The organism is Rhizobium sp. FKL33 (assembly GCF_005222915.1).
GTDB lineage: Bacteria > Pseudomonadota > Alphaproteobacteria > Rhizobiales > Rhizobiaceae > Rhizobium_E.
On sequence record NZ_STFX01000009.1, the window covers coordinates 131,255 to 155,804 of the forward strand.

Annotated in this window: 26 protein-coding genes; 12 read left to right on the forward strand and 14 right to left on the reverse strand. The window is 61.6% G+C overall.

What is annotated here, in order from left to right:
* The first annotated feature begins 12 nt into the window (after positions 1–12).
* Positions 13–945, forward strand: coding sequence for a UDP-glucuronic acid decarboxylase family protein (locus tag E8Q41_RS06755; RefSeq protein WP_137154752.1), 933 nt, complete (start codon positions 13–15; stop codon positions 943–945).
* A 17-nt stretch (positions 946–962) separates the two neighbouring features.
* Here E8Q41_RS06755 and E8Q41_RS06760 read toward each other — a convergent pair whose 3' ends face one another.
* Positions 963–1,976, reverse strand: a complete 1,014-nt coding sequence (locus E8Q41_RS06760) for an NAD(P)-dependent oxidoreductase (protein ID WP_137154753.1) — start codon at positions 1,974–1,976, stop codon at positions 963–965.
* Positions 1,977–2,089: 113 nt separating this feature from the next.
* Between E8Q41_RS06760 and E8Q41_RS06765 the strand changes: the two genes are divergently transcribed.
* A complete protein-coding gene (locus tag E8Q41_RS06765; RefSeq protein ID WP_137154754.1) occupies positions 2,090–2,719 on the forward strand; it encodes an AAA family ATPase in 630 nt (209 codons plus the stop codon).
* Between the two features lie 69 nt (positions 2,720–2,788).
* Here the strand turns inward: E8Q41_RS06765 and E8Q41_RS06770 are convergent, their stop codons facing one another.
* Positions 2,789–2,998, reverse strand: coding sequence for a cold-shock protein (locus E8Q41_RS06770; RefSeq protein ID WP_137154755.1), 210 nt, complete (start codon positions 2,996–2,998; stop codon positions 2,789–2,791).
* Positions 2,999–3,292: 294 nt separating this feature from the next.
* Positions 3,293–4,312, reverse strand: coding sequence for an aldo/keto reductase (locus tag E8Q41_RS06775; RefSeq protein WP_137154756.1), 1,020 nt, complete (start codon positions 4,310–4,312; stop codon positions 3,293–3,295).
* A 151-nt stretch (positions 4,313–4,463) separates the two neighbouring features.
* Between E8Q41_RS06775 and E8Q41_RS06780 the strand changes: the two genes are divergently transcribed.
* From E8Q41_RS06780 to E8Q41_RS06790, 3 genes are read left to right on the forward strand one after another with little or no spacing between them, the layout of a single operon-like run.
* Positions 4,464–5,270: a BtpA/SgcQ family protein gene (locus tag E8Q41_RS06780; protein ID WP_281405296.1), complete on the forward strand. Its 807-nt coding sequence runs from the start codon at positions 4,464–4,466 to the stop codon at positions 5,268–5,270.
* A gap of 10 nt (positions 5,271–5,280) precedes the next feature.
* A complete protein-coding gene (locus E8Q41_RS06785; protein WP_137154757.1) occupies positions 5,281–6,384 on the forward strand; it encodes a M42 family metallopeptidase in 1,104 nt (367 codons plus the stop codon).
* An 8-nt stretch (positions 6,385–6,392) separates the two neighbouring features.
* The gene (locus E8Q41_RS06790; protein ID WP_137154758.1) at positions 6,393–7,886 is read left to right on the forward strand and encodes an FGGY-family carbohydrate kinase; all 1,494 of its coding nucleotides are present in this window, start codon (positions 6,393–6,395) and stop codon (positions 7,884–7,886) included.
* A gap of 9 nt (positions 7,887–7,895) precedes the next feature.
* Here E8Q41_RS06790 and E8Q41_RS06795 read toward each other — a convergent pair whose 3' ends face one another.
* The 6 genes from E8Q41_RS06795 to E8Q41_RS06820 all read right to left on the reverse strand — a co-directional run bounded on the left by E8Q41_RS06795 (position 7,896) and on the right by E8Q41_RS06820 (position 14,133).
* Complete coding sequence (locus E8Q41_RS06795) at positions 7,896–9,002, reverse strand: GGDEF domain-containing protein (RefSeq protein ID WP_137154759.1); 1,107 nt, start codon at positions 9,000–9,002, stop codon at positions 7,896–7,898.
* A 129-nt stretch (positions 9,003–9,131) separates the two neighbouring features.
* Positions 9,132–9,764, reverse strand: coding sequence for an NAD(P)H-dependent oxidoreductase (locus tag E8Q41_RS06800; RefSeq protein ID WP_137154760.1), 633 nt, complete (start codon positions 9,762–9,764; stop codon positions 9,132–9,134).
* 113 nt (positions 9,765–9,877) lie between these two features.
* Complete coding sequence (locus E8Q41_RS06805; protein ID WP_246660103.1) at positions 9,878–10,321, reverse strand: RbsD/FucU domain-containing protein; 444 nt, start codon at positions 10,319–10,321, stop codon at positions 9,878–9,880.
* Entirely contained in the window at positions 10,318–11,247 is a 930-nt protein-coding gene (locus tag E8Q41_RS06810; protein ID WP_137154761.1) for a carbohydrate ABC transporter permease, read from the reverse strand. The genes E8Q41_RS06805 and E8Q41_RS06810 overlap by 4 nt, the downstream gene beginning before the upstream one ends.
* A gap of 10 nt (positions 11,248–11,257) precedes the next feature.
* A complete protein-coding gene (locus E8Q41_RS06815; RefSeq protein WP_137154762.1) occupies positions 11,258–12,382 on the reverse strand; it encodes a sugar ABC transporter permease in 1,125 nt (374 codons plus the stop codon).
* A gap of 89 nt (positions 12,383–12,471) precedes the next feature.
* Complete coding sequence (locus tag E8Q41_RS06820) at positions 12,472–14,133, reverse strand: substrate-binding domain-containing protein (RefSeq protein ID WP_246660104.1); 1,662 nt, start codon at positions 14,131–14,133, stop codon at positions 12,472–12,474.
* 438 nt (positions 14,134–14,571) lie between these two features.
* Between E8Q41_RS06820 and ugpC the strand changes: the two genes are divergently transcribed.
* The 3 genes from ugpC (at position 14,572) to rbsK (ending at position 17,083) form a co-directional block, all read left to right on the forward strand.
* Entirely contained in the window at positions 14,572–15,633 is a 1,062-nt protein-coding gene (gene ugpC, locus E8Q41_RS06825) for a sn-glycerol-3-phosphate ABC transporter ATP-binding protein UgpC (RefSeq protein ID WP_137154763.1), read from the forward strand.
* 63 nt (positions 15,634–15,696) lie between these two features.
* Positions 15,697–16,152 carry an RbsD/FucU family protein gene (locus E8Q41_RS06830; protein WP_137154764.1) on the forward strand — a complete coding sequence of 152 codons (456 nt, stop codon included), beginning with the start codon at positions 15,697–15,699 and terminating at the stop codon, positions 16,150–16,152.
* Between the two features lie 7 nt (positions 16,153–16,159).
* Positions 16,160–17,083: a ribokinase gene (rbsK, locus tag E8Q41_RS06835; protein ID WP_137154765.1), complete on the forward strand. Its 924-nt coding sequence runs from the start codon at positions 16,160–16,162 to the stop codon at positions 17,081–17,083.
* A gap of 146 nt (positions 17,084–17,229) precedes the next feature.
* Here rbsK and E8Q41_RS06840 read toward each other — a convergent pair whose 3' ends face one another.
* On the reverse strand, positions 17,230–17,574 hold the full coding sequence (locus E8Q41_RS06840) for a flagellar export protein FliJ (protein WP_137154766.1): 345 nt from the start codon (positions 17,572–17,574) through the stop codon (positions 17,230–17,232).
* Between the two features lie 436 nt (positions 17,575–18,010).
* On the opposite strand from E8Q41_RS06840, the gene ctrA reads away from it, so the two are divergent.
* A complete protein-coding gene (gene ctrA, locus E8Q41_RS06845; protein WP_137154767.1) occupies positions 18,011–18,712 on the forward strand; it encodes a cell cycle two-component system response regulator CtrA in 702 nt (233 codons plus the stop codon).
* A gap of 151 nt (positions 18,713–18,863) precedes the next feature.
* Here the strand turns inward: ctrA and E8Q41_RS06850 are convergent, their stop codons facing one another.
* Both E8Q41_RS06850 and E8Q41_RS06855 read right to left on the reverse strand, forming a co-directional pair.
* Positions 18,864–19,238 carry a response regulator gene (locus E8Q41_RS06850; RefSeq protein WP_137154768.1) on the reverse strand — a complete coding sequence of 125 codons (375 nt, stop codon included), beginning with the start codon at positions 19,236–19,238 and terminating at the stop codon, positions 18,864–18,866.
* A 115-nt stretch (positions 19,239–19,353) separates the two neighbouring features.
* Positions 19,354–20,004 (reverse strand): histidine phosphotransferase family protein, encoded by a 651-nt coding sequence (locus E8Q41_RS06855; protein ID WP_137154769.1) that lies wholly within the window; start codon positions 20,002–20,004, stop codon positions 19,354–19,356.
* Positions 20,005–20,249: 245 nt separating this feature from the next.
* On the opposite strand from E8Q41_RS06855, the gene E8Q41_RS06860 reads away from it, so the two are divergent.
* Together E8Q41_RS06860 and E8Q41_RS06865 are read left to right on the forward strand one after the other, a co-directional pair.
* Positions 20,250–20,822 carry an EipA family protein gene (locus tag E8Q41_RS06860; protein ID WP_137154770.1) on the forward strand — a complete coding sequence of 191 codons (573 nt, stop codon included), beginning with the start codon at positions 20,250–20,252 and terminating at the stop codon, positions 20,820–20,822.
* A 126-nt stretch (positions 20,823–20,948) separates the two neighbouring features.
* Positions 20,949–22,136, forward strand: a complete 1,188-nt coding sequence (locus tag E8Q41_RS06865) for a hypothetical protein (RefSeq protein ID WP_137154771.1) — start codon at positions 20,949–20,951, stop codon at positions 22,134–22,136.
* Between the two features lie 2 nt (positions 22,137–22,138).
* On the opposite strand, the gene E8Q41_RS06870 is transcribed toward E8Q41_RS06865, so the two are convergent.
* A complete protein-coding gene (locus tag E8Q41_RS06870; protein WP_170976401.1) occupies positions 22,139–22,966 on the reverse strand; it encodes an RNA methyltransferase in 828 nt (275 codons plus the stop codon).
* A gap of 2 nt (positions 22,967–22,968) precedes the next feature.
* Positions 22,969–23,364, reverse strand: coding sequence for a hypothetical protein (locus E8Q41_RS06875; protein WP_137154773.1), 396 nt, complete (start codon positions 23,362–23,364; stop codon positions 22,969–22,971).
* 27 nt (positions 23,365–23,391) lie between these two features.
* On the opposite strand from E8Q41_RS06875, the gene E8Q41_RS06880 reads away from it, so the two are divergent.
* The gene (locus E8Q41_RS06880) at positions 23,392–24,432 is read left to right on the forward strand and encodes an RluA family pseudouridine synthase (protein WP_137154774.1); all 1,041 of its coding nucleotides are present in this window, start codon (positions 23,392–23,394) and stop codon (positions 24,430–24,432) included.
* The last annotated feature ends 118 nt before the right edge of the window (positions 24,433–24,550 follow it).

Below are 24,550 nucleotides of genomic sequence, written 5' to 3' on the forward strand. Positions count from 1 at the left end.
AAGGCAGGCGCGATGAAGAGAATATTGGTCACCGGCGGGGCAGGTTTTCTGGGTTCGCATCTCTGCGAGCGACTGCTGGAACGGGGCAATTTCGTCACCTGCCTGGACAATTACTTCACCGGCGCCGTCGACAATATCGCCCATCTGCGCGGCCGCAACAATTTCGCGACCATCGAACAGTCGGTCATCGATCCGGTCGATGTCCGTTTCGAAGAGATCTTCAACTTGGCCTGCCCGGCGTCACCGGTGCATTACCAGTCCGATCCGATCTACACGTTCAAGACCAGCATCATCGGCACGATGAATCTTCTGGAGCTGGCGTCGAAGACCGGCGCCAAGGTGCTGCAGGCCTCCACGTCCGAAATTTACGGCGACCCGCTCGTTCACCCGCAGACGGAAGCCTATTGGGGCAATGTCAACACGATGGGCATCCGCTCCTGCTATGACGAAGGCAAGCGCGGCGCGGAAACGTTGATGCATGACTATCACCGCACCCGCGGCGTCAATATCCGCGTCATGCGCATCTTCAACACCTATGGGCCCGGCATGAACAAGGCGGACGGCCGCGTCGTGTCGAACTTCATCGTGCAGGCGCTCAGGGGCGATGACATCACCATGTTCGGCGATGGCCTGCAAACGCGCTCCTTCTGCTATCGGGACGACCTGGTCGAGGGCATGTTGCGCCTGATGGATGCGCCAGACAGCGTCAGCTATCCCGTCAACATCGGCAATCCCGGCGAATTCACCATGCGCGAACTTGCCGAGCTCGTGCTCGAGCTCACCGGCTCCATGTCGAAGATCGTCTATCTGCCGTTGCCGCAGGACGATCCGATGCAGCGTTGCCCGGACATTTCCCGCGCCAAGGACGTTCTCGGCTGGGAACCGACCGTGCCCCTGCGCGAAGGCTTGAAGCGCACGATCGACTATTTCAAGACCGTTATCTGATCAGGAACAGGACCTGATCAGGACTTGTCGATCGGCTTCGAGCGGATGCGCATGACGGTTTCCCGTTCCGCCCGCTTGCAGGCCACCGGCGGCAGGCCGCGCGCGATCTGCCCCAGATCTTCCAGCACGTAATTGCCGATGTTCTCAAGCGCTGAAGTCAGCGCGCCGGCGCGATGAGCCGAGAACAGGATATTCGGAATTTTCCGGATCGGATCGTCTTTCGCAACCGGCTCTTCCGGGAACACATCCGTCGCCACCAGAATGCGGCCGGATGCGGCGGCTTCGGCAAGGGCCGCGAAATCCGCCACAGCCGCGCGGCTGAGCAGTAAAAGTTTCGCGCCCTGTTGCATCAGGCCGAGCTTTTCGGCGTTGAGCAGGTGGGCGTTTTCCGTGGTGATGGTCGCGACCACGAAGACGAAACGGCTCTTCGACAGAACATCGTCGAGCGAGGCCGGGATCACGCCGAGGCGCGACAGCACGCCTTCGGGTAGCCAGGGATCGAAGGCGCGGACGGTGGGGTTGAAACCAGCCAGCAGCTTGTGGGTGGCGCGGCCGAGATCGCCGAAGCCGACGAAGCCGACATCGGAGCCAGCCAGCAGCTCGGCCGTATGATTGCCGTCCAACCCGTAAAGCTCCTCGCCGTTCAGGAAATCGCCATGCGACGCGTGAATGCCGCGGGCCAGCGACAAAGCCATGCCGACAGCCATTTCCGCGACCGGCGCGGCGAAGACAGAGCTCGGCGCGATCACATGCACGCCGCGCTGGAAGCAGGCCTCGTAATCCACATTGGGCAGGAAATTGGTCTCGACATTGACGATGGCGCGCAGCTTCGGGGCGAGGTCCAGCCGGTCGCGCTCCATCGGCTGCTGGCTGATCAGCACTTCGGTCTCCGGCAGGTGGCGGCGGTAGAAATCGTCGCGATCTTCACCGTTCCAGGCGATCACGTCATAGGTTGAAAAGAACTTTTCCTTTGCCGACGCGCTGAAGATGTCCTCTGTGGCGCGGGGGGAGGGGTCGTAGAGTATGCGCATGTGTGATCTCCTCTTTGCGCCTTTCCTAGCCCTGGTCGGCTGGTTTGGAAAGCCGCAGAGATTTGCGAAACGACCTCTGTTGCTTTAATCGGGACCAGACAAGGGAGGATGCCATGCGACTGTCCATCACATTCGAAACGCTCGTTGAAACGGTCGAGGCGCGCGGCGCTGAGGCGCGGTCGATCACCGCCATCGCCGGCCCGCCGGGCGCAGGCAAATCGACGCTCGCCGAACAACTGGTCGAGGCGCTGAACACGCGCGAGCCGGGGTCGGCCGCCGTCTTTCCCATGGACGGCTATCACTATGATGATCTCGTGCTGGTTCCGCGCGGTCTCAGGCCACGCAAGGGCGCGCTCGAAACCTTCGACGTCGCCGGTTTCTCGCATATGCTGGGCCGTCTCCGCGCCAATCTCGACGATGAGATCGCCGTGCCGGTGTTCGACAGGTCGATCGAGATCGCCCGCGCCGGCGGACGCATGATCCCCAAGAGCGTGCGGCATCTGGTCGTTGAGGGAAATTATATCCTTCTGGGCGACGGCGCCTGGGCGGATCTCCGCCGACATTACGACACGACCGTGCTGATCGAAGTTCCGGAGGACGAACTGCGCCGGCGTCTCACCGAGCGCTGGAAGGATCTGGCCGGCGACGATCTCACCCATAAGTTGGACGGCAACGATCTGCCGAACGGGCGGCTGGTGATGACGCGCAGCGTCGAGCCGGAATTCGTCTATCTGCAGGGATGATGTTTAAATGATCGAGGGCGCGACCCTTGCGGTTCGCGCCCTCGAAAACGTTCCGGATCTATCGACAGATCAAGCGGCGCGCAGGTTGCCGGCGGCGGACTTGCCGGTGCGACGGTCAGCGAGCACTTCGTAGGAGATCTTCTGGCCTTCGTTGAGCGTGGTCAAGCCGGCGCGTTCAACGGCGCTGATATGCACGAATACATCCGCTCCGCCATTGTCCGGCTGGATGAATCCGTAACCCTTCTGGGAGTTGAACCACTTTACGGTACCAGTGTTCATAACAGTTCCTTTCGAGAACCTTCGTAGAATAGTGTGCTCTCTGCCGAGAGCAGGTGGTGGCATCGATAGATCGTTCGGGGATAAGTCGTAGGCCGCGCCCGTGCCAAGTGACGGGGGAGCCGAGCCAATCGGCCTCAGGAAAATCGATGGTGGCATTGGTGACAGAAAAATTCTGTCCGCACAAGACTGTTTGGCAATGCTTTTTCAGCGCGCATCGCGAATAGGTTGCGTCGCCGTCGGTCGCGTCCCGGAGGACGCGACCCGGAAAATCAGACCAGCTAAGCCCGCAAAACATCACACCGGCGCGTCAGCGCGCAGCAATCCCTCCGCCTTCAACTCTTCCCACAGCGCCGATGGAATTTCCTTGCCGAGAATGTCGCGGTTGGAGCGGACTTCGGCCACGCTCTGGCCGCCGGGGATGACGGAAACAACCTGCGGGTGCCGGAGCGGGAAATTCAGCGCCGCTTCGATCAGCCGCACGCCATGCGTCTGGCAGACCGCGTCGATCCTGCGGACACGCTCGATCACCTCCACCGGCGCGTTCGAATAGTTGTATTGCGCCGCTTCCGAAGGGCCGCGGGCGAGGATGCCGGAATTGTAGGGTCCGCCGAGCACGATGCCGATATTGCGCTGTTCGCAGAGCGGCAGGAAGCTCTCGAGCGCCTCCTGTTCGAGCAGCGTATAGCGGCCGGCGAGCAGGAAGAGATCGAAATCGCCGCGCTCGGCCAATGTCTGGCAGACCTGCCATTCGTTGACGCCGCCGCCGAAGGCGCCGATGACGCCCTGATCGCGAAGCGACAGCAGCGCATAATAGCCGCCGCGCATGAATTCCTCGATGCGGGCGTCGGAGGCTTCTTTCGAGCCATGGGTGAAGATGTCGACGTCGTGCACGAAGATGATGTCGAAGCGATCGAGCCCGGTGCGCTCGGAGGAGGCTTCGAACGACCGCATCACACCGTCATAGGAATAGTCGTAGATTTCGCGCCGATTGGGCGTGTCGAAAAACTTGCCGATGCCGGTGCGTTGATCGGGCGGGCAGACCGACAGAAGACGACCGACCTTGGTCGAGATCAGATAGTCCTCGCGCGTCTTGGTCTTGAGGAAATCGCCGACGCGGCGCTCGGAGAGGCCGAGGCCGTAAAGCGGCGCGGTGTCGAAATAGCGGCAGCCGGTTTCCCAGGCGGCATCGAGAACCGCATGCGCCTCTTCGTCCGAAATGGCCTTGTAGAGATTGCCGAGTGGGGCCGTGCCGAAGCCGAGTTCGGTGAAATCGAAGCCGCCATTGCCGCGACGGTCCCAGTGCCGGATTTTCATCGCTATCCTCCTGAATAGGTCTCCTCAGGCGGCGAGTGTATCGAGGCGATCAATCCGAAAGCAATTGTTTTTATTCATTTTCAAAGGTGCGCCCGTGACAAGCAGTGCCTGAAATGGCAAGTTCCCGGCACGGTTTGGAGGAGATCGTATCGTGAGTGAAAAACTGGAGCGCCTGTTCGGCGAGGTCAAACCCGTCATCGCCATGGTCCATTTCGGCGCGCTGCCCGGCTCGCCGCTCTATGATCGCGAGGGAGGCCTGGAGGCGCTGCTGGACGGCGTCCGCAAGGATCTGGCCGCGCTGCAGGACGCCGGCTTCGACGCCGTCATGTTCGGCAACGAAAATGACCGGCCCTATGAATTCAAGGTGGATACGGCGTCGATCGCGACCATGGCCTATGTGATCGGCCAGGTGCGCCAGGAGATCCGCATTCCCTTCGGCATCAATGTGCTCTGGGATCCCGAAGCCTCGATCGCGCTGGCTGCGGCGACCGGTGCGGGCTTCGTCCGTGAGATTTTCACCGGAACCTACGCCTCCGACATGGGGCCGTGGACCCCTGACGCGGGCAAGGCGATGCGCTATCGCGACCGGCTGCATCGGCAGGATCTGGCGCTGCTCTACAATATCTCGGCGGAATTCGCCTATTCGCTCGACCGCCGCAGCGTCGCCGATCGCGCCCGCAGCGCGGTGTTTTCGTCCATTCCCGACGCCGTGCTGGTCTCCGGCAACATCACCGGCGAAGCGGCCGAGATGACCGATCTCGAAGCGGTCAAGCGCGTGCTGCCCGATACTTACGTCTTCGCCAATACCGGCGTGAAGCACGCCACCGTGCGCGACACGCTGAAGGTGGCCGACGGCGTGATCGTTGGGTCGTCGCTCAAATATGACGGCCATACCTGGAACGCCGTCGATCCCGAGCGTGCGGCCGAATTCATGCGTCTCGTCCGCATGGATCGCTGAGGAGCTGGACATGCGCGACAGGCTGAGGGCTGAACTCGAAACGCTGATGCGCATTCCCGGCCTGTCCGGCTATGAAGGGCGCGTCCGCCGTTACCTCAAATCGCAGCTTCAGGCGATCGGGCTTGAAACCCGCACCGACCGGCTGGGCAATCTGATCGCCACGATCAAGGGCGCCGAGGGCGCGCCGTCGGTGATGCTGTTCACCCATATGGATCAGCTCGGTTTCGTGGTGCGCAAGATCGAGAAGAACGGCTATGTCAGGGTCGAACGGCTCGGCGGGGTGCCGGAGCGCGCGCTCGCCTCGCAGGCGGTGTTGTTCTCGCTCGGCGAAGGCAGGGATATTCCCGGCGTGATCGCCAACAAGGCCCATCACGCCACCCAGCCCGATGAAAAATACAAGGTGCTGCCCTATCTGGAGCTCTATATCGACGCCGGCTTCAGAAGCGCCGAGGAGGCGCTGGCCGCAGGCATCGATGTGGGCACGCCCATCGTCTATCAGCCCGAAGTCATCGATCTCCGCAATGGCCGCATCGCCGGCACATCCGTCGATGACCGCGCCGGCTGCGCGGTGGTGCTGGAGGCGGCGCGGGCGTTGGCCTCGGCAGAGGATCGCCCGACGGTGCATATCGTCTTCTCCGTGCTCGAAGAATTCAACCTTCGCGGCGCGCTGACGGCGGCGCAGATGCTCGAGCCCGATATCGCCATCCAGATCGACATCATCCTGGCCGCCGACACGCCCGATATGGGCGCGCGGGGCGAGGTGACGCTGGGCGGCGGGCCTGGCATGGGGCTCTATTCCTTCCACGGGCGCGGCACGCTCAACGGCACGATCCCGCATCCGGCGCTGGTGCGGCTGTTTGAGGAAACGTCCGCGGGCGAGGGCATCCGTCTGCAGAAAAGCGCCCATATCGGCTGCCTGACGGATTCCTCCTATGTGCAGCTGGTGGGGCAAGGCGTGGCGTCGATCGATATGGGCTTTCCGATGCGCTACTCGCATTCGTCGCTCGAAATGTGCGACCTCGCCGATCTCGAAGAGCTGACGCGCTTGCTGGTCGCCGCAATCACCCGCATCAAGCCGGGCTTCAGCCTCGATCGGGACGATTTCGAACAATAGAGGGGACAATGGCCTATTATCTCGGCGTCGATATCGGGACCTTCGAATCCAAGGGCGTGCTGGTCGATGGGACCGGCGAGATCGTCGCCCAGGCGGCGCGCCCGCACAAGATGCTGGTGCCGCAGCCCGGCTGGGCCGAGCACGATCCCGACAAGGATTGGTGGGGCGATTTCTGCTTTCTCTCCAAGGCGCTGATCGCCCAGGGCGGGATTGATCCCAAGGATATCCGCGCAGTCGGCGCTTCCGCCATCGGGCCCTGCATGCTGCCGGTCGATCGTGACGGCAATGCGCTGATGAACGGCGTGCTCTATGGCGTCGACACACGCGCCGCCCGCGAGATCGAAGCGTTGAACGCCAGCCTCGGCGAGGCGCGCATTCTCGACGAATGCGGCAATGCCCTGACCTCGCAGTCGGTCGGCCCGAAGATTCTCTGGCTCAAGAACAACAGGCCCGATCTCTACGAGAAGGCCGACAAGTTCGTGACCTCCACGACCTATATCGTCCAGAAGCTGACGGGCCGGTCGGTGATGGATCATTACACCGCCGCCAATTTCTCGCCGCTCTACCGGATCGACGAGCAGGGATGGTCGGACGCGCTCAATGACGGCATCGCGCCGCTCGACAAGCTTCCCGAGATCCTCTGGACCACCGATATCGCCGGCGAAGTGACGGCTGCAGCCGCCCACGCCACCGGGCTCGCCTCTGGCACCCCCGTCATTTGCGGCACGATCGATGCGGCGGCGGAAGCCTTTTCCGTCGGCGTGAGCGAAGCCGGCGACATGATGGTGATGTATGGCTCGACCATCTTCATCATCGAACTGACCGCGGCGCGGGTGCGCGACGCACGCCTCTGGTATGCGCCCTGGCTGTTCCCGGGCGAACACGCCTCGATGTCGGGGCTTGCGACATCCGGCACGCTCACGCACTGGTTCCGCGACCAGTTCGGCCGCGATCTCGATCCGGCCACGGCTTTCGGCGAGCTTGCGCGCGAGGCCGAAACCTCCGAGCCCGGCGCGAAGGGTCTCGTCTTCCTGCCGTATTTCTCGGGCGAGCGGACGCCGCTGCACGATCCCGACGCCAAGGGCGTGCTGTTCGGTCTCAACCTCACCCATGGGCGCGGGGACATTTACAGAGCGCTGATCGAGGGCATCGCGCACGCCACCAATCATATCTTCGAGACCTATGCCGAAGTCGGCGCCCGCCCGGAACGGCTGATGGCCGTGGGCGGCGGGGTCAAGAACAAGATCTGGCTGGAGGCGACCTCCGACATTTCGTGCCTTCCGCAGAGGCTGGCGCGGCGCATGGTCGGCGCGTCCTATGGCGATGCTTTCCTGGCGGCGCTCGGCGTGGGGGACGTACGGCGCGAGGATATTCTGGCCTGGAACCCGGTCGAGGCGGAAGTGGCGGCGCATCCCCATCCCGCGCATGTCCGAAATCACCGGGTCTTCCGCAGCCTTTACGGTCGGACCAAGGATCTGATGCGTGAGATCGCCACGCCCTGATCCAGGAGGTCAGGTCTCGACATGCAGCCAGACGCGATTGCGGCCATTCTGCTTGGCTTTGTAAAGCGCCGCATCGGCGGCGCTCATCACTTCGGTTATGACGCTTGCCGCTCTTGCGACGGCGACCCCGGCGCTGATGGTGGTGATGGCGTCGTGATGGTTCTCGATCCGTTTGCGGATGAGTTCGGCGATGGCCAGCGCCGCGTCGTTGCCGGACCCCGGCAGGAAGACGCCGAATTCCTCTCCGCCCAGGCGACCATAGATCGCCTGTGACGGCAGATCGCGGGCGATCATTTCGGCGACCTTGCGGAGCACCCTGTCTCCCGTCGCATGGCCCAATGTGTCATTGACCCGCTTGAAATGGTCAATATCAAGCAGGATGAACGCGTCGCCCGGGCGAGGCTCCGCTGGCAGGCCATTGAAGAAATGGCGGCGGTTGGGAAGACCGGTCAATTCGTCCGTTGCGATCAGCCGATGCAGATCCGCTTCCGTCCGCTCCTTCACCATGATGATGATGAACAGGCAGATGATGAAGAACAGCACGATCAGCAGGAAAAAGACGATGTTGAGAGCGTCAGGGGAGATCAATAGGCCGTTTATGCCCAGGACGATGGCGAAGCAGAGAAATGCGCCTGAGCCGAGCGCCAGGGACAGCGGGACTTTCGCGCTCAGCTTTTCTCGCCCGATGTCATGGCAGACCATGACCGAGCAAGCCAGGAGATAGACGCCCGCGGAGAGATTGAAAACCGAGGCGCGGATCCTGTTGTCGTCGACACTGTCGGTAAACAGAACAGCGACGGTCAAGAGAGATGGCGGCAGCATCGTCAGCCATAGACCTTTTGTTTTTACTCCGGTCGTCAGTTCTTTGAGCCCGGTCCAGAGCAGGGCGTAACCCGCCAGGCCCAATGCGGTCATGATCACGATCCAAACCGTGCCTGTGAGGGTTCCGGATTCCACCATGCCGGCAAACGTTGTGGCCGCCGCCTGAAGCAAGAACGATACGGCGAGCACCCCGAGACCTTCGCCATGTTTGCCGTGCCACCGGACGTAAACGAAGCAGAGGGCTCCCACGAGCAGTGACGACTTGAACAGCAGGAGAATGGTGGCGAGATCCAACGTCGGCTTCCGAATGCTTACTTCATGGAATAAGCATAGGCCGAGCGCGTTACGGTTTTCTGAACCGGTTCAAGATCTCAGAGCAAAAAAACGGAACGCGACGACCGAACCGTCGCGTTCCCGGAGCCATCAGGCGACGGTGGAGACGAATTCGTCGCGAGGGCGGCGAACCTTCTTGAGGTTGGCCAGCCAGTCGCCTTCGGTTGCGCGATAGCCGAGCGGCAGAATGGTGACGGAGCGCAGTCCACGGGCGCGCAGCCCAAGGATCTCGTCGAGGGCGGCGGGATCGAAGCCCTCCATCGGGGTCGCGTCGACCTTTTCTTCGGCGGCTTGGGCGATGGCGAGGCCGAAGCCAATATAGGCCTGGCGAGCGGCATGTTCGAAATTCACCTGCTCGTCACGATTTGGATAGTTGTTGAGCAGCATCTGCCGGTAGTTTTCCCAGCCTTCATTGGTGAAGCCGCGTTCCTCATTGACGAGGTCGAACATTTTGTTGATGCGGTCCGTGGTGTAATTGTCCCAGGCGGCGAAGACGAGCAGATGGGAGCCGTCGGTGACCTGCGCCTGGTTCCAGGCGATCGCCTTGATCTTTTCACGGACGTCCTTGTTGGTGACGACGATGACTTCGAAGGGCTGCAAACCGCTGGATGTCGGCGCCAGCCGCGCGGCCTCAACGATGCGGTCGACCTTGTCTTCGGAGACGGTCTTTGAGGGGTCCATTTTCTTGGTGGCGTAACGCCAGGAGAGGGTGTCGAGAAGCATGATTGCCTTCCTAAGTGATCATTGCAGTGATCACTTAGGCGCCCGTTCATCGGAAGACAATTAGCATGCTGATAAATATTTTGCGCCGGAACGACGATTTCTCCCGCGTCAGATCAGATCACGCCTTTCTTGATGATAAAACAGCCGTAAGGACCAGGATCGGAGGTCCGGAACACCACAAAACTCTGCCGCGCCGCCTCGTAGAAGGCGAAACGCTCCAAGGCCGCCATGCCCACGGCTCGGCCTTCCGCCGCATCGACTACAGTCTGCACGGCGTCGAAGATCGGCAGGACTTCGCCGGGATTGCCGACAACCTGCATCCGTTTCACCGGTTGCTCGACGAAGGTGTCGACCGGAAACAGTTCGAGAATGGCGGCGAGCGCAGTCGGAATGTCAGCTCCGGCGAGATCGATGATCTCTCCGTAAACGGTGTCGCGCGCAATGGTCGCTGCCGGGTGGTTGACATCGCAGATGAGGAATTCGTCGCCGTGGCCCATCAGCATCAGCGCATTCAGGGCCTCGGCGCTCAGAAGGCGTGGAATCTTCTTCAACATCATTTCACCGATCCGGCTGTCATGCCCTTGATGATATAGCGCTCGAGGAAGATGCCCATCACCACAAGCGGCGCGATGGCCGCCGTCGACAGCGCCGCCATGGACCACCAGTTGATGCCTTGCGATCCGGTCTGGCTCGCCACCATGACCGGCACGGTCGTGGCATGGGTGGACGTGAGGAGGGCTGCGAAGAAATACTCGTTCCAGCACAGCACCAGCGCCAGAATGAAGGCTGCGACCATGCCGGGCGCTGCGAGAGGGAAGACGATCCGGAAGAACGCGCCCCAGATCGACAGGCCGTCCACCAGCGCCGCCTCCTCGAGTTCGACGGGAATGCCGGCGAACTGGTCGCGCATGATCCAGATGACGATCGGCAGCACCATCAGCGTGTAGAGCATCACCAGGCCGATGGTGGTGTCGAGCAGGGCTAGCTCCTTGTAGAGCGCCAGGAACGGCAGGGCCAGCACCACCGGCGGCAGTATGAGCTGCGACAGGAAGAAGAAGGAGATGTCCTTGTTGCGCATCCAGCCGATCTTGTAGGCAAAACGGGTCAGACCGTAAGCGGCAAGCGAACCGATCAGCACGGCGAGCAGCGAGGCGCTGACCGAGGTGATGACGCTGTTGAAGAAACGCTTCAGGAATTCATCGCGCACCGTGGAGGGGCGAATGATGGTTTCGGGCGACAGGCCGAGCGACTGCCAGCCCTTCCAGTTCGGAATGAAATCCACCCAGGGGGTGATCGCGCCCTTCTGCACATCCTTGGCGACCTTGAAGGAGGTGGTCAGCGTCCAGTAGATCGGGAACAGGCAGATGATCGTCCAGAGCGTAAGGGCTCCGTAGATGAAGAACCGGCCGAAATAGAATTTGGCGGTTCCGTCTTTTTCCGTGGGCGCGTCGGCCGCGCTGATGGCTTGGCTCAGTGTCGACATGGCGTGCTCCTCAATTCTGTTCGCTGGTGTTCCACCGGCTGGCGAGTTTCAACAGCCCGGTCACGAAGAGGATGATCAGCACGAGATAGACGAAGGCCAACATAGTGCCGTAACCGACATTCGATCGCTCTCGATATTCGCGGAAGATGAAGCTGGTGACGGTGTCGGTCGCTCCGCCGGGACCGCCGGCGGTCATGTTGATGACGATGTCGGCCAGCTTCAGCTTGAAGATCACCCGGAGAATGACGGCGGTGATCGACACCGGCAGCATCAGCGGGAAGGTGATGCGCCAGAAAGCCTGCCAGGGCGTTGCGCCGTCGACGCGGGCTGCTTCCTGGACTTCCTTCGGCATGGCCTGAAGACCGGCCAGCAGCATGATCAGCATGAAGGGGATATAGGTCCAGGCGTCCATGATCATGATGGAGACGCGGGCGATGCCCGGCGTCGCGAAGAAGGCCGGCTGGTCCCAACCGAGATGGCGGGCGAGCGTGGCCAGCGGGCCGAAGCGATATTCGCCGAGCGACTTGCCGACCATCCAGGACACCGCCACCGGCGAGAGCATGAAGGGCAGAAGGAAGGCGACGCGGAAGAACTTGCGGGCGCGGATCTCGGCGTTCAGCAGCAGCGCAAGCCCGAAGGCGATAGCGTATTCCACCAGGATCGCCAAAACATAATAGACCATGTTCAGGATGGCGTTCCAGAAATAGGGATCGCTGGCCATCTTCACGAGATTGTCGGCGCCGTTGAAATGCTGGCCTTCGAAGGAGGACAGGTTCCAGTCGGTGAAGGCGATATAGAGGCCGAAGAGGGTCGGGAAGATCACCATGAACACGGTGAACAGAAAGGCCGGCAGGATGAACAGCATCTTCTTGCCGTATTCGCCGCGGACCATCACCAGGGAATAGGCCAGCGCCACGCACCATAGCAGAACGGCGTAGAGCACCGGCCGCCAGTTCTCGAAGCCGAAAGTTAGCGAGCCCGCCACATGCAGGCTCTGGATGACGGCGGTGATGACCAGGAGGGCTGTCGCCGCCCAGAATGTCAGCCGGCCCAGCCGCTTGCGGCTTTCGGGAATTTCGTCGTCGGTGTTGACCGTGAACAACCGGTCATTGACCAGATCAGCGCTGCTCGACATGCGGCTCCGCCCATTCCTCTTGATGTCTTGGTAAACAGAAGGGCCGGCGACGCAACGCCGCCGCCGGCCCAGATGCTGATGTCACGCGCTCAGAGGCCGAGCGAGGCCTTGTAGAGCGCGATCTGCTTGTCGCGACCGATCTGATCGGTGAGTTTTTCCCAGGCGGCGGCGATCTTGTCGGCGCCTTCCTGCGCGGTCAGCTGACCGGCGAAGATCTTGGCCAGTTCGTCTTCGGCGACCGAATAGTACTGGAAGATGCCGGGGATGCGCGGTTCGATGGCCGCGTTCGGATGGTTGTAGCTGTCCTTTTCCGAGCTGAGATAAGACGAGATGAAGGCCTCGTCATAGCCGGCGGCAACCCATTCCTCGATGTTGAAATGCGAGTTGCGGTAAGGCTGCATGCCCGACGGATAGGCGGCGGTCCACAGCGAAATGTCCTTGCCGCCGAGATGGGCCGCAGCGGACCAGGCCGCCTTCTGCTTGACCGGATCGGAATCGACGCGGGCCATGACGTAGATGCCCCAGCCGATATAGGCCATGTTCGGCGCGTAGTTCGGGCCCGAAGCGAGCTTGTCCCACTGGCCGGTCTTGGCGTTGTAGACGTCGTCCGAACCGGGAAGGATCGAGAAGCCCACGGTGTCGCCGATGACCGACGAATCCGAGGTCTTCGCCGAGGAGCCCACATCGCCCCACCAGGCCAGCATCGAGCCGGTGCCGGCGAGGAACTGCTGGAAGGCGGTGGTGCCGGGGTCGGCGTTGAGCTGGTCGGCGGGCTGCGAGGGCAGCGCGTCGATGACGTCCTGAATAGTGCGAACCCAGGCCGGGTTGTTGATCCGCGGCTTCATCGTGTCGGCGTCGAACAGCCAAGCCTTGTCGTCCGGATGCTTGGCGTAAGCCGTCGCGCGCGAAGCGAGGAAGTAGAAGCCGAAACCGCCCCAGCCCTTGGGGGCGTCGAGATAGCCGTAGAGATCCTGACCGTCGAGCTGCTTGCCCTTGAGGAATTTGGTGACTTCCTGAACCTGCTGCCAGGTCTTCGGTACGCCCCATTCGCCCTGGTGGCCTTCGTCCTTCCACGCCTTGGCGAGGTCGGCGCTCGCGAACACGTCGGAGCGGTAGTTGAAGTTGTGGCAGTCGCCGTCGACGGAGATGCGGTAGGTCTTGCCGTCCCAGGTGCCGACCGGCGCCTTGAGGTAGCCGACATAGTCGTCCATGTCGATCTGCTGCTTGACCCAATCCGGCATAACCGAGGCCAGACCCTTGCCGCAGACGTCGCCCTCGAAGGGCGCGCCCATTTCGAGAATGTCGAAGTCGACGGTGCCGGTGGCGATCGACTGCTGCAGGCGGGCGTTATAGTCGGCCTGGGCGAGGTCGATCCAGTTGATCTTAGCGCCGGTATACTGTTCCCAGGCGTAAAGCAGGCCGCGGAACAGCACGTTGTGGAGGTTCTGGTTGTTGAGGCCCATGAAGGACAGTTCGACGCCCTTGAACTCGCCTTCCTTCACCGAGGCCTTGGTCGCGCCGAGGCAGAGCTCGCCGACCTTCTGCCAGTCCGCGTCCGTGGGAGAACCCGCGCCGACGCCAGGAATCTTCAGGATTTCCGCGCGCAGATTGTCCTGCGCCATTGCCGGGCCGGCGATGCCGGACAGAGCTGTGCCTGCAAGGCCCATCGCGCCGAGGCTCGCCGCGCCCTTCAACAGGCTGCGACGGTTCATGGCCTGCCTGGCCAACAGTTCATAAAGTTCAACTTTCACGCCATATCCTCCCATGGTGGCTACGATCCAGCCTGGCGCACTCCCCGCCTCGCTGCATCGTCGAAGAAGTCTTGCATGTGGACCGCGTCGGACGCAAATTGTATTTTACCGACATCGATAAGGACAAAAGCGTCCGCTCCTCCGCAGTCTCTGCGTAAATCACGCCGGATTCCGCGATTTTCAAAATAAATCTGTCTCGTGGCGGCCGTCAATCATCAATTTCAATGGCTTGTATTGCGTTGCGGCAATATTGCTGCGACGCAATACATACGCGTCCGGAAAAATCTGGACAGTCCATTCGGCGTCGGCTACACGGAATTTAAGGGAGCGGCGGCCCGTAGCGGCCGTGGAGCGCCTTTGGGGAGGTATTGTAAGTTTTGAACAACGATCGCCATGAGGCTTCGGGTTCAAGACGACATCCGCATTTCGGGAGGTGGAATGTCTCAGGTTCTGGTCCAGGACGTCAGGAAGGCCTATGGGTCTCTCGAAGTCATTCACGGCGTCAATATCGACATCGCCGATGGCGAATTCGTGGTGCTCGTCGGTCCGTCGGGCTGCGGAAAATCGACGCTGCTGCGCATGGTCGCGGGGCTCGAAAGCATCTCCGGCGGCAAGATCCTGATCGGCGATCGCATCGTCAACAATGTGCCGCCGTCCGACCGCGACATCGCCATGGTCTTCCAGTCCTATGCGCTTTATCCGCATATGAAGGTCAAGGACAACATGGCGTTTTCGCTGAAGCTCAAGAAGACCGACCCGGCCATCGTCGCCGAGCGCGTCGCTTCTGCTGCCAATATTCTCGGCCTGACGCCCTATCTCGACCGCTATCCCCGGCAATTGTCGGGCGGTCAGCGGCAGCGCGTGGCCATGGGCCGCGCCATCGTGCGCAATCCGCAGGTCTTCCTGTTCGACGAGCCGCTGTCCAATCTGGACGCCAAGCTTCGCGTGCAGATGCGCACCGAGATCAAGGAACTGCATCAGCGCCTCAAGACCACGACTATCTATGTCACGCATGACCAGGTCGAAGCCATGACGATGGCCGACCGGATCGTGGTCCTGCAGGATGGCCGCGTCGAGCAGATCGGCGCGCCGCTCGAACTCTACGACAATCCCGCCAATCTGTTCGTGGCGACCTTCATCGGTTCGCCGTCGATGAACCTGATCAAGGGTCGCGTGAAGATCGTCGGCGGCGAAGCCTTCGTCGAAGCCGGCGACGTGCTGTTGCCGGTCGGGACCAAGCACGCGGTGACGGAAGGGCAGGAGGTCACCTATGGCATCCGCCCCGAACATCTCGAAATCGCCGATGACGGGTTCGAGGGCAAGGTCGGCGTGGTCGAGCCTACCGGCTCGGAGACCATGGTGTTCGTGCATGCCGGCGGCCGCGATATCCTCGCGCTGTTCCGCGAGCGGCATCACTTCACGCCGGGCCAGACCATACGTCTGAGACCGCGCCGCGAAGCCTCGCATGTCTTCGACGCCGCGACGGGAAAACGCATTTGAGCGCATGGCGGCGTGTCGTCGCCGTCCGCATCCATTTCATAACGACAATCCAGGGAGGCCATCATGCTCAAAGGTCTATCTCCGCTTCTCAATGCGGATGTTCTCTATGTTCTGAAATCCATGGGTCATGGCGATTACATCGTCCTGTCCGACCTCAATTTCCCGTCTGAATCGGTGGCGCAGCAGACGGTCTATGGCAGCCTGCTGAGGATGGAGAACACCACCTCCGCCCAGGCCGCCGAAGCGATCCTCTCGCTGATGCCGCTCGACACCTTCATCGACAACGCCGCCCAGCGCATGGAAGTCGTCGGCGATCCGAACGAAATTCCTGTGGTGCAGCAGGAAGTGCAGTCGGTGATCGACAAGGCCGAAGGCAAGCATTGGCCGTTGGTGGGCGTCGAACGCTATGCCTTCTACGATCTCGCCAAGAAGGCCTATGCGGTCATCCAGACCGGCGAGCGTCGTTTCTACGGCTGCTTCATCCTCACCAAGGGCGTGATTCCGCCGGATGCTGCGTGAGGGTTCCATGGCGCATGACATCGTCATTCTCGGCGTCTTCGTCGCCGACACCGCCTATCGCGCCGCCCGCCAGCCGAAAATAGGCGAGACCATTCTCGGCAAGAGCTTTTCGCTCGGGCCCGGCGGCAAGGGTTCGAACCAGGCTGTCGCCGCCGCCCGCGCAGGCGGCGACGTCGCTTTTCTGACCAAGCTCGGCGACGACGCTTTCGCCGACATGGCGATGAGCACCTGGGAAAAGGCCGGCGTCAACCCGGTCGTCACCCGTGATGCCACAAGCTATACCGGCGCCGCCTACATCTTCCTTGAGGAGGGAACGGGCAACAACGCCATCATCGTGGCTCCGGGCGCGGCGGCGACCATTTCTCCAGGGGATATGGACGCCCAGGCGGATCTGATCGGCAAGGCGAAGATCTTCGTGACGCAACTCGAGCAACCGCTCGACGCCGCGATCCGGGCGCTTGAAATCGCCAAGGCGGGCGGGGCGACGACGATCCTCAACCCTGCGCCGGCTCAACCGCTCGACGCCTCTGTCTTCGCGCTCTGCGACTATGTCACGCCGAATGAGAGCGAGGCGGAAATCCTGACCGGTCTGCCGGTGACGACGGTCGACGAGGCCCGTGCGGCGGCCGACAAACTGCTGTCGATGGGCGTCAAGACGGCGATCATCACGCTCGGTTCACAAGGGGCGCTTTATCACACTCAGGGCGAATCGGTGCTGGTCCCGGCTTTCAAGGCCGGCGAGGTGGTCGATACGACGGGCGCAGGCGATGCGTTCAATGGCGGGTTCGCCGCCGCTCTGTCGCGCGGGGAAGCGCCTGTCGATGCGGTGCGTTTCGGCTCCGCCGTTGCCGGGATCTCGGTGACACGGCCTGGCACCGCGCCCGCCATGCCGTCCCGCGAGGAAGCCGAAGCGCTGCTGCGGTCGGTCTGAAATCTGTCTTAGCTCAACGGAAAAACCGCGGTCGCTCGTTGCGACCGCGGTTTTTCCGCGTGTGCCAATGAGATCTAGCCGCGCGCTGATGCGCCCGCGCGTGGGAGCCGCGCGGCTAGATCTCATGTCGTCGGGCAGACGCCGCCTCAGGCGCGCATCTTCACGTCCCGTTCCTCGATGGCCGAAGCCTTATCGAATTCCGCCTGCAACTCTTCCACCTGGGCTTCCGCAGCATCCTGTTGAACCTTCAGTTCCTTGATGGAAACCTGAAGATTGTCGGCGCGCTGACGGGCGGCTTTGGCGAAAGTGGAATAGGCGAAGTGGTTGGGGTCCGTAATGCCGGACTTTTTTTCCTCGTAAACGATCTGGTTTTCCAGATCCTTGGCCATACGCTCAAATTCGGCCATCATCATCTGAAGCTGTTTCAGCTGCCGGCGTTTCTCCTTCAGCTGGAATTCCTTCAGACGCACTAGGCTCTCACGCGACTTCATACGCAATACTCCATGGATAGCGAGACCCGCTTACAACAGGACTGCCCGCCGAAGGATTTTCATAATCCCTCGAAAAAAGTTCGCCGACGTTAATAAAAACATAACGGCGGTAACCTTTCGTTTACGTGCATCGTTAATGATAGCCATCATCATTTAAGGGTCGGTAAATGGCGAAGGCCAGAGATCGACGAAGTCCAAAGAATGAGTCTGCGGAGTCAGTTAGCCGGGGTTCCTCATCTTAAACGTTAAGATGGGTTCTCGGAATGTGTGATGAAAATCAGGGGGCTACGAAAAATCTTTAACAAATACGATACACCTTGCCAGGATGAATCAGAATTTGTTAACCATTTGATGGCAGCCTCCAAATCAGGCAAAAGCTGGATCCTGGCCGGGTTAGGACGTTGCACCTTTCAAGGCGGCGGAAAAGGGGACGAAGATGCGGGTTCTACTAATTGAAGACGACAGCGCGACAGCGCAGAGCATTGAGCTTATGCTCAAATCCGAAAGTTTTAACGTCTACACGACCGATTTGGGCGAGGAAGGCGTCGATCTGGGCAAGCTGTATGATTATGACATCATCCTGCTCGACCTGAACCTGCCCGACATGTCCGGCTATGAAGTGCTTCGCACGCTGCGCCTGTCCAAGGTCAAGACCCCCATCCTGATCCTGTCGGGCATGGCGGGGATCGAAGACAAGGTGCGCGGTCTCGGCTTCGGCGCCGACGACTACATGACCAAGCCGTTCCACAAGGACGAGCTGGTGGCGCGCATCCATGCGATCGTTCGCCGTTCGAAGGGCCATGCCCAGTCGGTCATCATCACCGGCGACCTGATCGTCAATCTCGACGCCAAGACGGTCGAAATCGGCGGCCAGCGCGTGCATCTGACCGGCAAGGAATATCAGATGCTGGAGCTGCTCTCGCTGCGCAAGGGCACCACGCTCACCAAGGAAATGTTCCTCAACCACCTCTATGGCGGTATGGACGAACCGGAACTGAAGATTATCGACGTCTTTATCTGCAAGCTGCGCAAGAAGCTCGCGGCAGCCGCAGGCGGCGCCAATTACATCGAAACGGTCTGGGGCCGCGGCTATGTGCTGCGCGAGCCCGACGGTTCGGAGTATATGGAAAGCGCCTGATCCCTCTGCCTTGCCTTATTCCCGCAGAAACCCGTCTCGAATGTCGAGGCGGGTTTTTTGCCGTTGTCAGACGCGCTGGAAGGGGAGGGTTCGTATGAACGCAAAACGCCCCGACTCGGTCGGGGCGTTTGATAGGCTAAGACGTTAAAAGTCAGGCCACTGCTTCCATTGATGGGATGGCGGAGAATGCTGCGGCGAGCACCTTGCGATCGAAAGGTTTCAGCAGGAAATCGGAAGCGCCGGCGGTTTTGCCCGCCATCAGGCAGCGAAGATCCGCTTTCACCAGGCTGTAGAGAATGAGAGGGCGGCGACCGTCGCGCATGCTGCGGACGGCGCGGATCAGGTCGAGCGCGCCCGTCATCGCCGAATCGACGATCAGGGCGTCCGGCATCTGCGCGTCGCTCCGCGCCAGCGCTTCGAGCGTCGTGGCGCATTGGCCGCAATCGTAACCCATTTGTCCCAGTATGTCGGCGGCGATTTTCCGCACCGCCTCGCTTTCATCAGCAATCAGAACACGCAACTTCATCGTTCGCCCTATTGTCGTTCTTTCGCGCTGCGGCAAAGATTATGGAGAAAACCATAAACAAGCAGTTACTGTAGGAGCAGCGCCCGCAAACAAACAAACGGAGCGATTGAGGCGTTTATTCGACAGGAGCCATCACGGCGGTGTAGACGAGCGAATCTTCCGTCTGGACAGCGGAGAGGACCATGCCGGCCTCTTCGGCGAGCAGCACCGTGTAATAGGGCTGGATGGCGTGAGCGTCGATCGCCTCTTCCACCTGCCCGGAGTTGATCTCCATGAATTTCGGCGGCAGGCGCATCATCCGGCCTTTGGCCACGAGCGTGAACTTGGCCTCGTATTCCGGATTTTCGAGCGTCACGTCGATGACGCCGCCGCGCGGAATCGAGCCATAAGCGACCAGGAACAGGTTGAGCAGCATCTTCACCCGGTTCTTGGGGATGATCGCGCGCGGACCGTTCCAGACCACTTCCGTCTTCTTCTCGGCGGCTGCGAAATCCTTGGCGGCCTTTTCGGCTTCGCCGGTGTCGATCGATGCGCCGACCGAACCCGACGCGCCGAAGGCGAGGCGGGCGAGTTTGAGGCGCACCGAGGCGTTTAGCGCCGATGTGCGGATAAGATCGAGGGCGTCGGCGTCTGAGCCGCCTTCGTCGAGCAATTCGAGACCGTTGTTGATAGCGCCGACCGGGGAAATCACGTCATGGCAGACGCGGCTGCACAAAAGCGCGGCGAGATCGGATCCTGCAAGGGTCAGGTTCGGGTTCTTGGCCATGTCTTTCTCCTTGGGACAGCCGGGATGCGCCCGGCATGGTCGCGTCATCTGCTCGTCATTCAATGCTTGCGCCGCGCGCGCCCTTTAATGCGGGCGATCACCGTCAGCCATAAAGACACCACATTTGGTAAACCGATTATTAAGCGGATCGCTTCACTATGCACTTAATTTGTTTCTGAGCCCAGTTTCAACGCCGATGCTGGCGTCGGGCCTGGAAACGGCCACAGGAAGAGACGGACGGACTGATGACCAAACCGCCAAAACTCGCCCGCTTGATCGGCATTTTCTGCTTCATCCTCACAGTCGTGGGCTATTCGCCGGCGCGCGCCCAGAGCGATCAATACACGATGCTCGAAATCGTCGACGCCGGGCACGGCTTCTTCGGCTCGACCACCGGCGGTCTGGCGAAGGTCGTGGAAAAGGCGTTTCAGAAATATGGTTTGCCCAACGGCTATATTCTTGGCCAGGAAGGGGCAGGGGCCTTCATCGCCGGCGCCACCTATGGCGAAGGCGATCTCTACACTAAGAATGCCGGTCAGCATAACGTCTATTGGCAGGGGCCGTCGCTCGGAATCGATTACGGCGGAGCCGGCAGCCGGGTCATGATGCTGGTCTATAATCTTCCCGAAGTGAACAGTCTCTACAAGCGCTATGGCGGCGTCAGCGGCCAGGCCTATGTCATCGCCGGCTTCGGCATGACGGTGATGGAGTCGCGCGACGTGTTGCTGGTGCCGATCCGCACCGGCGTCGGCGCACGGCTCGGCTTGAATGTCGGCTATCTCAAGCTCACCCGCAAGCCGACCTGGAACCCGTTCTGAGCGGCGGCGTTTGCTCGAATGCCCGCTGGGCGTTAAAGTAGTGGGACAATGCCCTGGCGCGTGAGCCGCGATTGAGCGGCCGGCGCGCTCCAGGGCAATCATGGATCTGAACGGCGCGAGGCGGTCGTGATTGAATTTGGATTGCTTTTCGGCCTCGGTTTTTTGACGGCAGTCGTCGCGGCGCTTCTGGCGGCGCCTGCGATCCACAGGCGCATCGTCGCCTATACCGAAAACCGGATCATGACGACCCTGCCGATCAACCGCCAGGAGTTGCGCGCGCAGAAGGATATGGTTCGCGCCGAAATGGCCGCCGCCATGGCGCGCACCAGCCATGATCTCAGGGTCGAGCGCGAAAAGCTGACCAGTGCGATCGTGTCTCGGGACCAGGTCGCCGCGGAAGCTTCGCGCCTTTACGGCGAGAACAGCGATCTGCTGCAGACGGTCGAGGCGATGAAGGTGGAAGCCGCCGAAATGCGCGCAGAGTTGCGCAACGAGGAACTGGCCCTCATCCGTGCGAAGGAGGCGCTCGCCAAGAGCGAACACGGCGCGCAGATGACCCAGGCCCGCATCGACGAACTTCGGCACAAGGCCCACCGTCTCGGCGTGGAGATCGACAATCTCAAGATCGAGCTCGCGAGCCGCGACACCGAAATCGAGGGCCTGAAGCTGCGCGTCAACGGGTTGCGCGACGAGCGGGAGACGCTGCGCGACGATCTGAAGTCGATGACGGTGCGGGCCAAGGACGCCGAATTGCGGATGGCGCGCGAAGAGAACAAGATCAGGCGCCTCGAGGAAAAGCTCAACGAGGAAGTGTCGAGCAGCATCGACAAGGACACCGTGCTCGAACGGCGGATGGGCGAAATCGCCAAACTGAGGAATCGGCTGAAACAGCCCGGCGAAGATGGCCCCGCCGTCGCGCTGCCTTTTGTCGAGCGCACGATCCTGATCGACAAGACGCAGCGTAGCCCCAAAACGCCGCTTCCGGTCGACAAGAATGCGGCCCCGACTGCGGGCAAGCGGCAGAGGCTCTCTGTAAAAGTCATCGACGCCAAGGCCGCTGCGGAACTGGTGGAGCAGGTGAAGACATCGTCACAGCAGACCGCCGAGGCGTTGATGACGCTGGATGCAGCCGGCGACGAGGCGATGCGACAGGAGATCGCCGGCATTGCAGCCAAGATGATCGCCATTGTCGGCCAGGCGGAAGGCGGGGACTCGCCGATCCGCGCCATTCTTCCGCCGACGGCAGCGCCGAATGAGCATAACCGGCTCTCGCTGGGCAACCGGGCGCGCAGCGAACTTTATCCCGAGACCTGACCTCAGATCCGGCGCATAGCCGAGGCTACCGCGAAAAGCGCCACGCCCGTGGCGACGCCGGCGTTGAGGCTGTCGAGCCCCGGCGCCTGCGGGATACGCGCCGTGCTGACCGCCTTCATCACCTCGGGCGGCAGCCCTTCGCCTTCGGCGCCGGTCAGAAGCGCCATGCGCGGGGAGGCGGGTATGGCGCGAATATCGACGTTACCCGAGGGCGATAGTCCCCAGACGCTGAAGCCGGCGCGATCGAGCGCGCCGATGAGATCGGCGGCCGACCCCGCCTTCACATAAGGAAGTTTGAGCGCGGCGCCGACGGAGACGCGCAGCGCCTTGCGGTAGAGCGGATCGCAGCAGGTCTCATCGAGAAACACCGCGTCGGCGCCGAAGGCGGCGGCGTTGCGGAAGATGGCGCCGATATTGTCGTGATTGGCGATGCCGATCGCGGCGACGACCAGCGAATGGTCGGGAAGAGCCGAAAGCCTGTTCTCGATCGTGGGCTCTATCGCGCGACTGCCGAGCGCCAGCACGCCGCGATGGATGTCGAAGCCGACCACGGCGTTCATCACCGCGCGATCCGCCACATAGACAGGCGTCTCCTCCGGAAAGGCTGCGATCGTCTCCGCAAGACCGGCAACGCGGTTCTCCAGCAGGAAAACCGCCTCGGCCCTGAATTCTCCGCCGCGCCTTGCCGCGTCCGCAAGGAGCCGAAGCACCACCGTGCCCTCGGCGATGAACTGCCCTTGCTGCCGGCGGAGGTCGCGTTCCCGAATGTCGCCGAAGGCCGCGATGCGTGGATCAGCGGGGTCGATGATCCGGATCAGGCGGTCGTTCAGGCTCATTGCTCGGGGACGACGACAGTGATGTCGGAGATCGTCTTGCCGGTGGCGATGTCATGAACGATCATCACCCGGCGGCCGGTCGCGTCGGTGCCCGAGAACCAGACGCGATTGCCGTCGACCGTGGTCGCCTCGTTCACGAAGCCTTTGGGCAGGGTGATGGTCTGGGTCGCCAAGGGAGCCGAGAGCGCTGCTCCATGACCGGGAGCGACGGCTGCCTGTTGCGCGGCCGAATTGTTCCTGGCCTTGTAGACAAGCGAGCCGAGGACCGCCATAAGGGCGAGAATAATCGCCGAGCTGGACACGAAAAGCAGGCGCACCATCTTCCGGCGCACTTTTTCCATCGTCGGATCGAGCGGCTTCTCTTCTTCCTCGGGGAAATTCGGATTGTTCATCGCAGGTCCTGATCGGGTTTGAGCTTCATGTCAGCCTCCTTTACTGAAGACGGCGAGGCGGGGAAAGTCCTGATCGCCGAAGAAACCGCATCGGGGCGGCTCGACGCCTGGCTGGCCCAGGCGCTCGGCCCCGAGTTTTCGCGCAGCCGCGTCAAGACGCTGATCGAAAATGGCGATGTCTCGCTGAACGGCAAGGAAACCACCGAGGCCAAGCGCAAGATCGCGCCCGGTGATCGCGTCGAGATCGTCTTGCCCGAGCCCGAGGCGGCGCAGCCCAAGCCTGAAAACATACCGCTCGATGTGCTCTATGAGGATGACGACGTCATCGTGCTGGTCAAGCCGGCCGGGCTCGTGGTGCATCCGGGGGCGGGCAATTGGCACGGCACCCTGGTCAATGCATTGCTCTATCACTGCGGCGACAGCCTGTCCGGCATCGGCGGCGTCAAGCGGCCGGGCATCGTGCACAGGCTCGACAAGGACACCAGCGGCGTAATGATCGCCGCCAAGAACGATCTCTCCCATCGGCTGCTCAGCGAGCAATTCGCCGATCACGGCCGCACGACGGCTCTCGAGCGGGCCTATCACGCCGTGGTCTGGGGACAGCCGCGGCCATCCAAGGGCACGATCAACGCGCCGCTGGGGCGGTCTTCGGATCGCGTGCGGCGTGCGGTGACCAGCAAGGACGCGCCCGACGCCCGTCACGCAGTCACCCATTATGAGATCGTCGACTTCTATGATCGGCGCGAGGACGGCAGTTCAGTGGCCGCGAGCGTCATCTGCAGGCTGGAAACAGGACGGACGCATCAGATCAGAGTTCATATGTCCTATATCGGCCATCCCCTGATCGGCGATACAGATTATGGCGCCGCCTTCAAGACGAAGGTTAATCTGTTGAAACAACCGGCGCGTAAGATCGTTGAGAAGTTTCCGAGGCAGGCGCTTCACGCTTTCCTTCTCCAGTTCCAGCATCCGCGGACCGGGGAGGTGATGCGCTTCGAAGCGCCGCTGCCGAAGGATATGCAAAGGTTGATAGAGGCGTTGCGCAACGAGGGTGAAACAGAATCGTAAGGTAGACTTATTTTTCACGATTTTGTGAAGTTTCAGCCTTGAAAGCGCCGCATCGCGATCATAGATCACGACCATGGCGGATGGGACAATTCCGCCTCACAAGGCTTGCCTGAAAGGA

What these genes read in the sequence shown, in the direction of transcription:
- E8Q41_RS06770 (WP_137154755.1), bottom strand. Translation starts at nt 2,998, where the DNA reads ATGAACACTGGTACCGTAAAGTGGTTCAACTCCCAGAAGGGTTACGGA.
- E8Q41_RS06810 (WP_137154761.1), bottom strand. Translation starts at nt 11,247, where the DNA reads ATGTCGACACTGAGCCAAGCCATCAGCGCGGCCGACGCGCCCACGGAA.
- ctrA (WP_137154767.1), top strand. Translation starts at nt 18,011, where the DNA reads ATGCGGGTTCTACTAATTGAAGACGACAGCGCGACAGCGCAGAGCATT.
- E8Q41_RS06765 (WP_137154754.1), top strand. Translation starts at nt 2,090, where the DNA reads ATGCGACTGTCCATCACATTCGAAACGCTCGTTGAAACGGTCGAGGCG.
- E8Q41_RS06790 (WP_137154758.1), top strand. Translation starts at nt 6,393, where the DNA reads ATGGCCTATTATCTCGGCGTCGATATCGGGACCTTCGAATCCAAGGGC.
- E8Q41_RS06840 (WP_137154766.1), bottom strand. Translation starts at nt 17,574, where the DNA reads ATGAAGTCGCGTGAGAGCCTAGTGCGTCTGAAGGAATTCCAGCTGAAG.
- E8Q41_RS06880 (WP_137154774.1), top strand. Translation starts at nt 23,392, where the DNA reads ATGTCAGCCTCCTTTACTGAAGACGGCGAGGCGGGGAAAGTCCTGATC.
- E8Q41_RS06855 (WP_137154769.1), bottom strand. Translation starts at nt 20,004, where the DNA reads ATGGCCAAGAACCCGAACCTGACCCTTGCAGGATCCGATCTCGCCGCG.
- ugpC (WP_137154763.1), top strand. Translation starts at nt 14,572, where the DNA reads ATGTCTCAGGTTCTGGTCCAGGACGTCAGGAAGGCCTATGGGTCTCTC.
- E8Q41_RS06785 (WP_137154757.1), top strand. Translation starts at nt 5,281, where the DNA reads ATGCGCGACAGGCTGAGGGCTGAACTCGAAACGCTGATGCGCATTCCC.
- E8Q41_RS06755 (WP_137154752.1), top strand. Translation starts at nt 13, where the DNA reads ATGAAGAGAATATTGGTCACCGGCGGGGCAGGTTTTCTGGGTTCGCAT.
- E8Q41_RS06775 (WP_137154756.1), bottom strand. Translation starts at nt 4,312, where the DNA reads ATGAAAATCCGGCACTGGGACCGTCGCGGCAATGGCGGCTTCGATTTC.
- E8Q41_RS06805 (WP_246660103.1), bottom strand. Translation starts at nt 10,321, where the DNA reads ATGATGTTGAAGAAGATTCCACGCCTTCTGAGCGCCGAGGCCCTGAAT.
- E8Q41_RS06850 (WP_137154768.1), bottom strand. Translation starts at nt 19,238, where the DNA reads ATGAAGTTGCGTGTTCTGATTGCTGATGAAAGCGAGGCGGTGCGGAAA.
- rbsK (WP_137154765.1), top strand. Translation starts at nt 16,160, where the DNA reads ATGGCGCATGACATCGTCATTCTCGGCGTCTTCGTCGCCGACACCGCC.
- E8Q41_RS06860 (WP_137154770.1), top strand. Translation starts at nt 20,250, where the DNA reads ATGACCAAACCGCCAAAACTCGCCCGCTTGATCGGCATTTTCTGCTTC.
- E8Q41_RS06800 (WP_137154760.1), bottom strand. Translation starts at nt 9,764, where the DNA reads ATGCTTCTCGACACCCTCTCCTGGCGTTACGCCACCAAGAAAATGGAC.
- E8Q41_RS06815 (WP_137154762.1), bottom strand. Translation starts at nt 12,382, where the DNA reads ATGTCGAGCAGCGCTGATCTGGTCAATGACCGGTTGTTCACGGTCAAC.
- E8Q41_RS06830 (WP_137154764.1), top strand. Translation starts at nt 15,697, where the DNA reads ATGCTCAAAGGTCTATCTCCGCTTCTCAATGCGGATGTTCTCTATGTT.
- E8Q41_RS06760 (WP_137154753.1), bottom strand. Translation starts at nt 1,976, where the DNA reads ATGCGCATACTCTACGACCCCTCCCCCCGCGCCACAGAGGACATCTTC.
- E8Q41_RS06875 (WP_137154773.1), bottom strand. Translation starts at nt 23,364, where the DNA reads ATGAACAATCCGAATTTCCCCGAGGAAGAAGAGAAGCCGCTCGATCCG.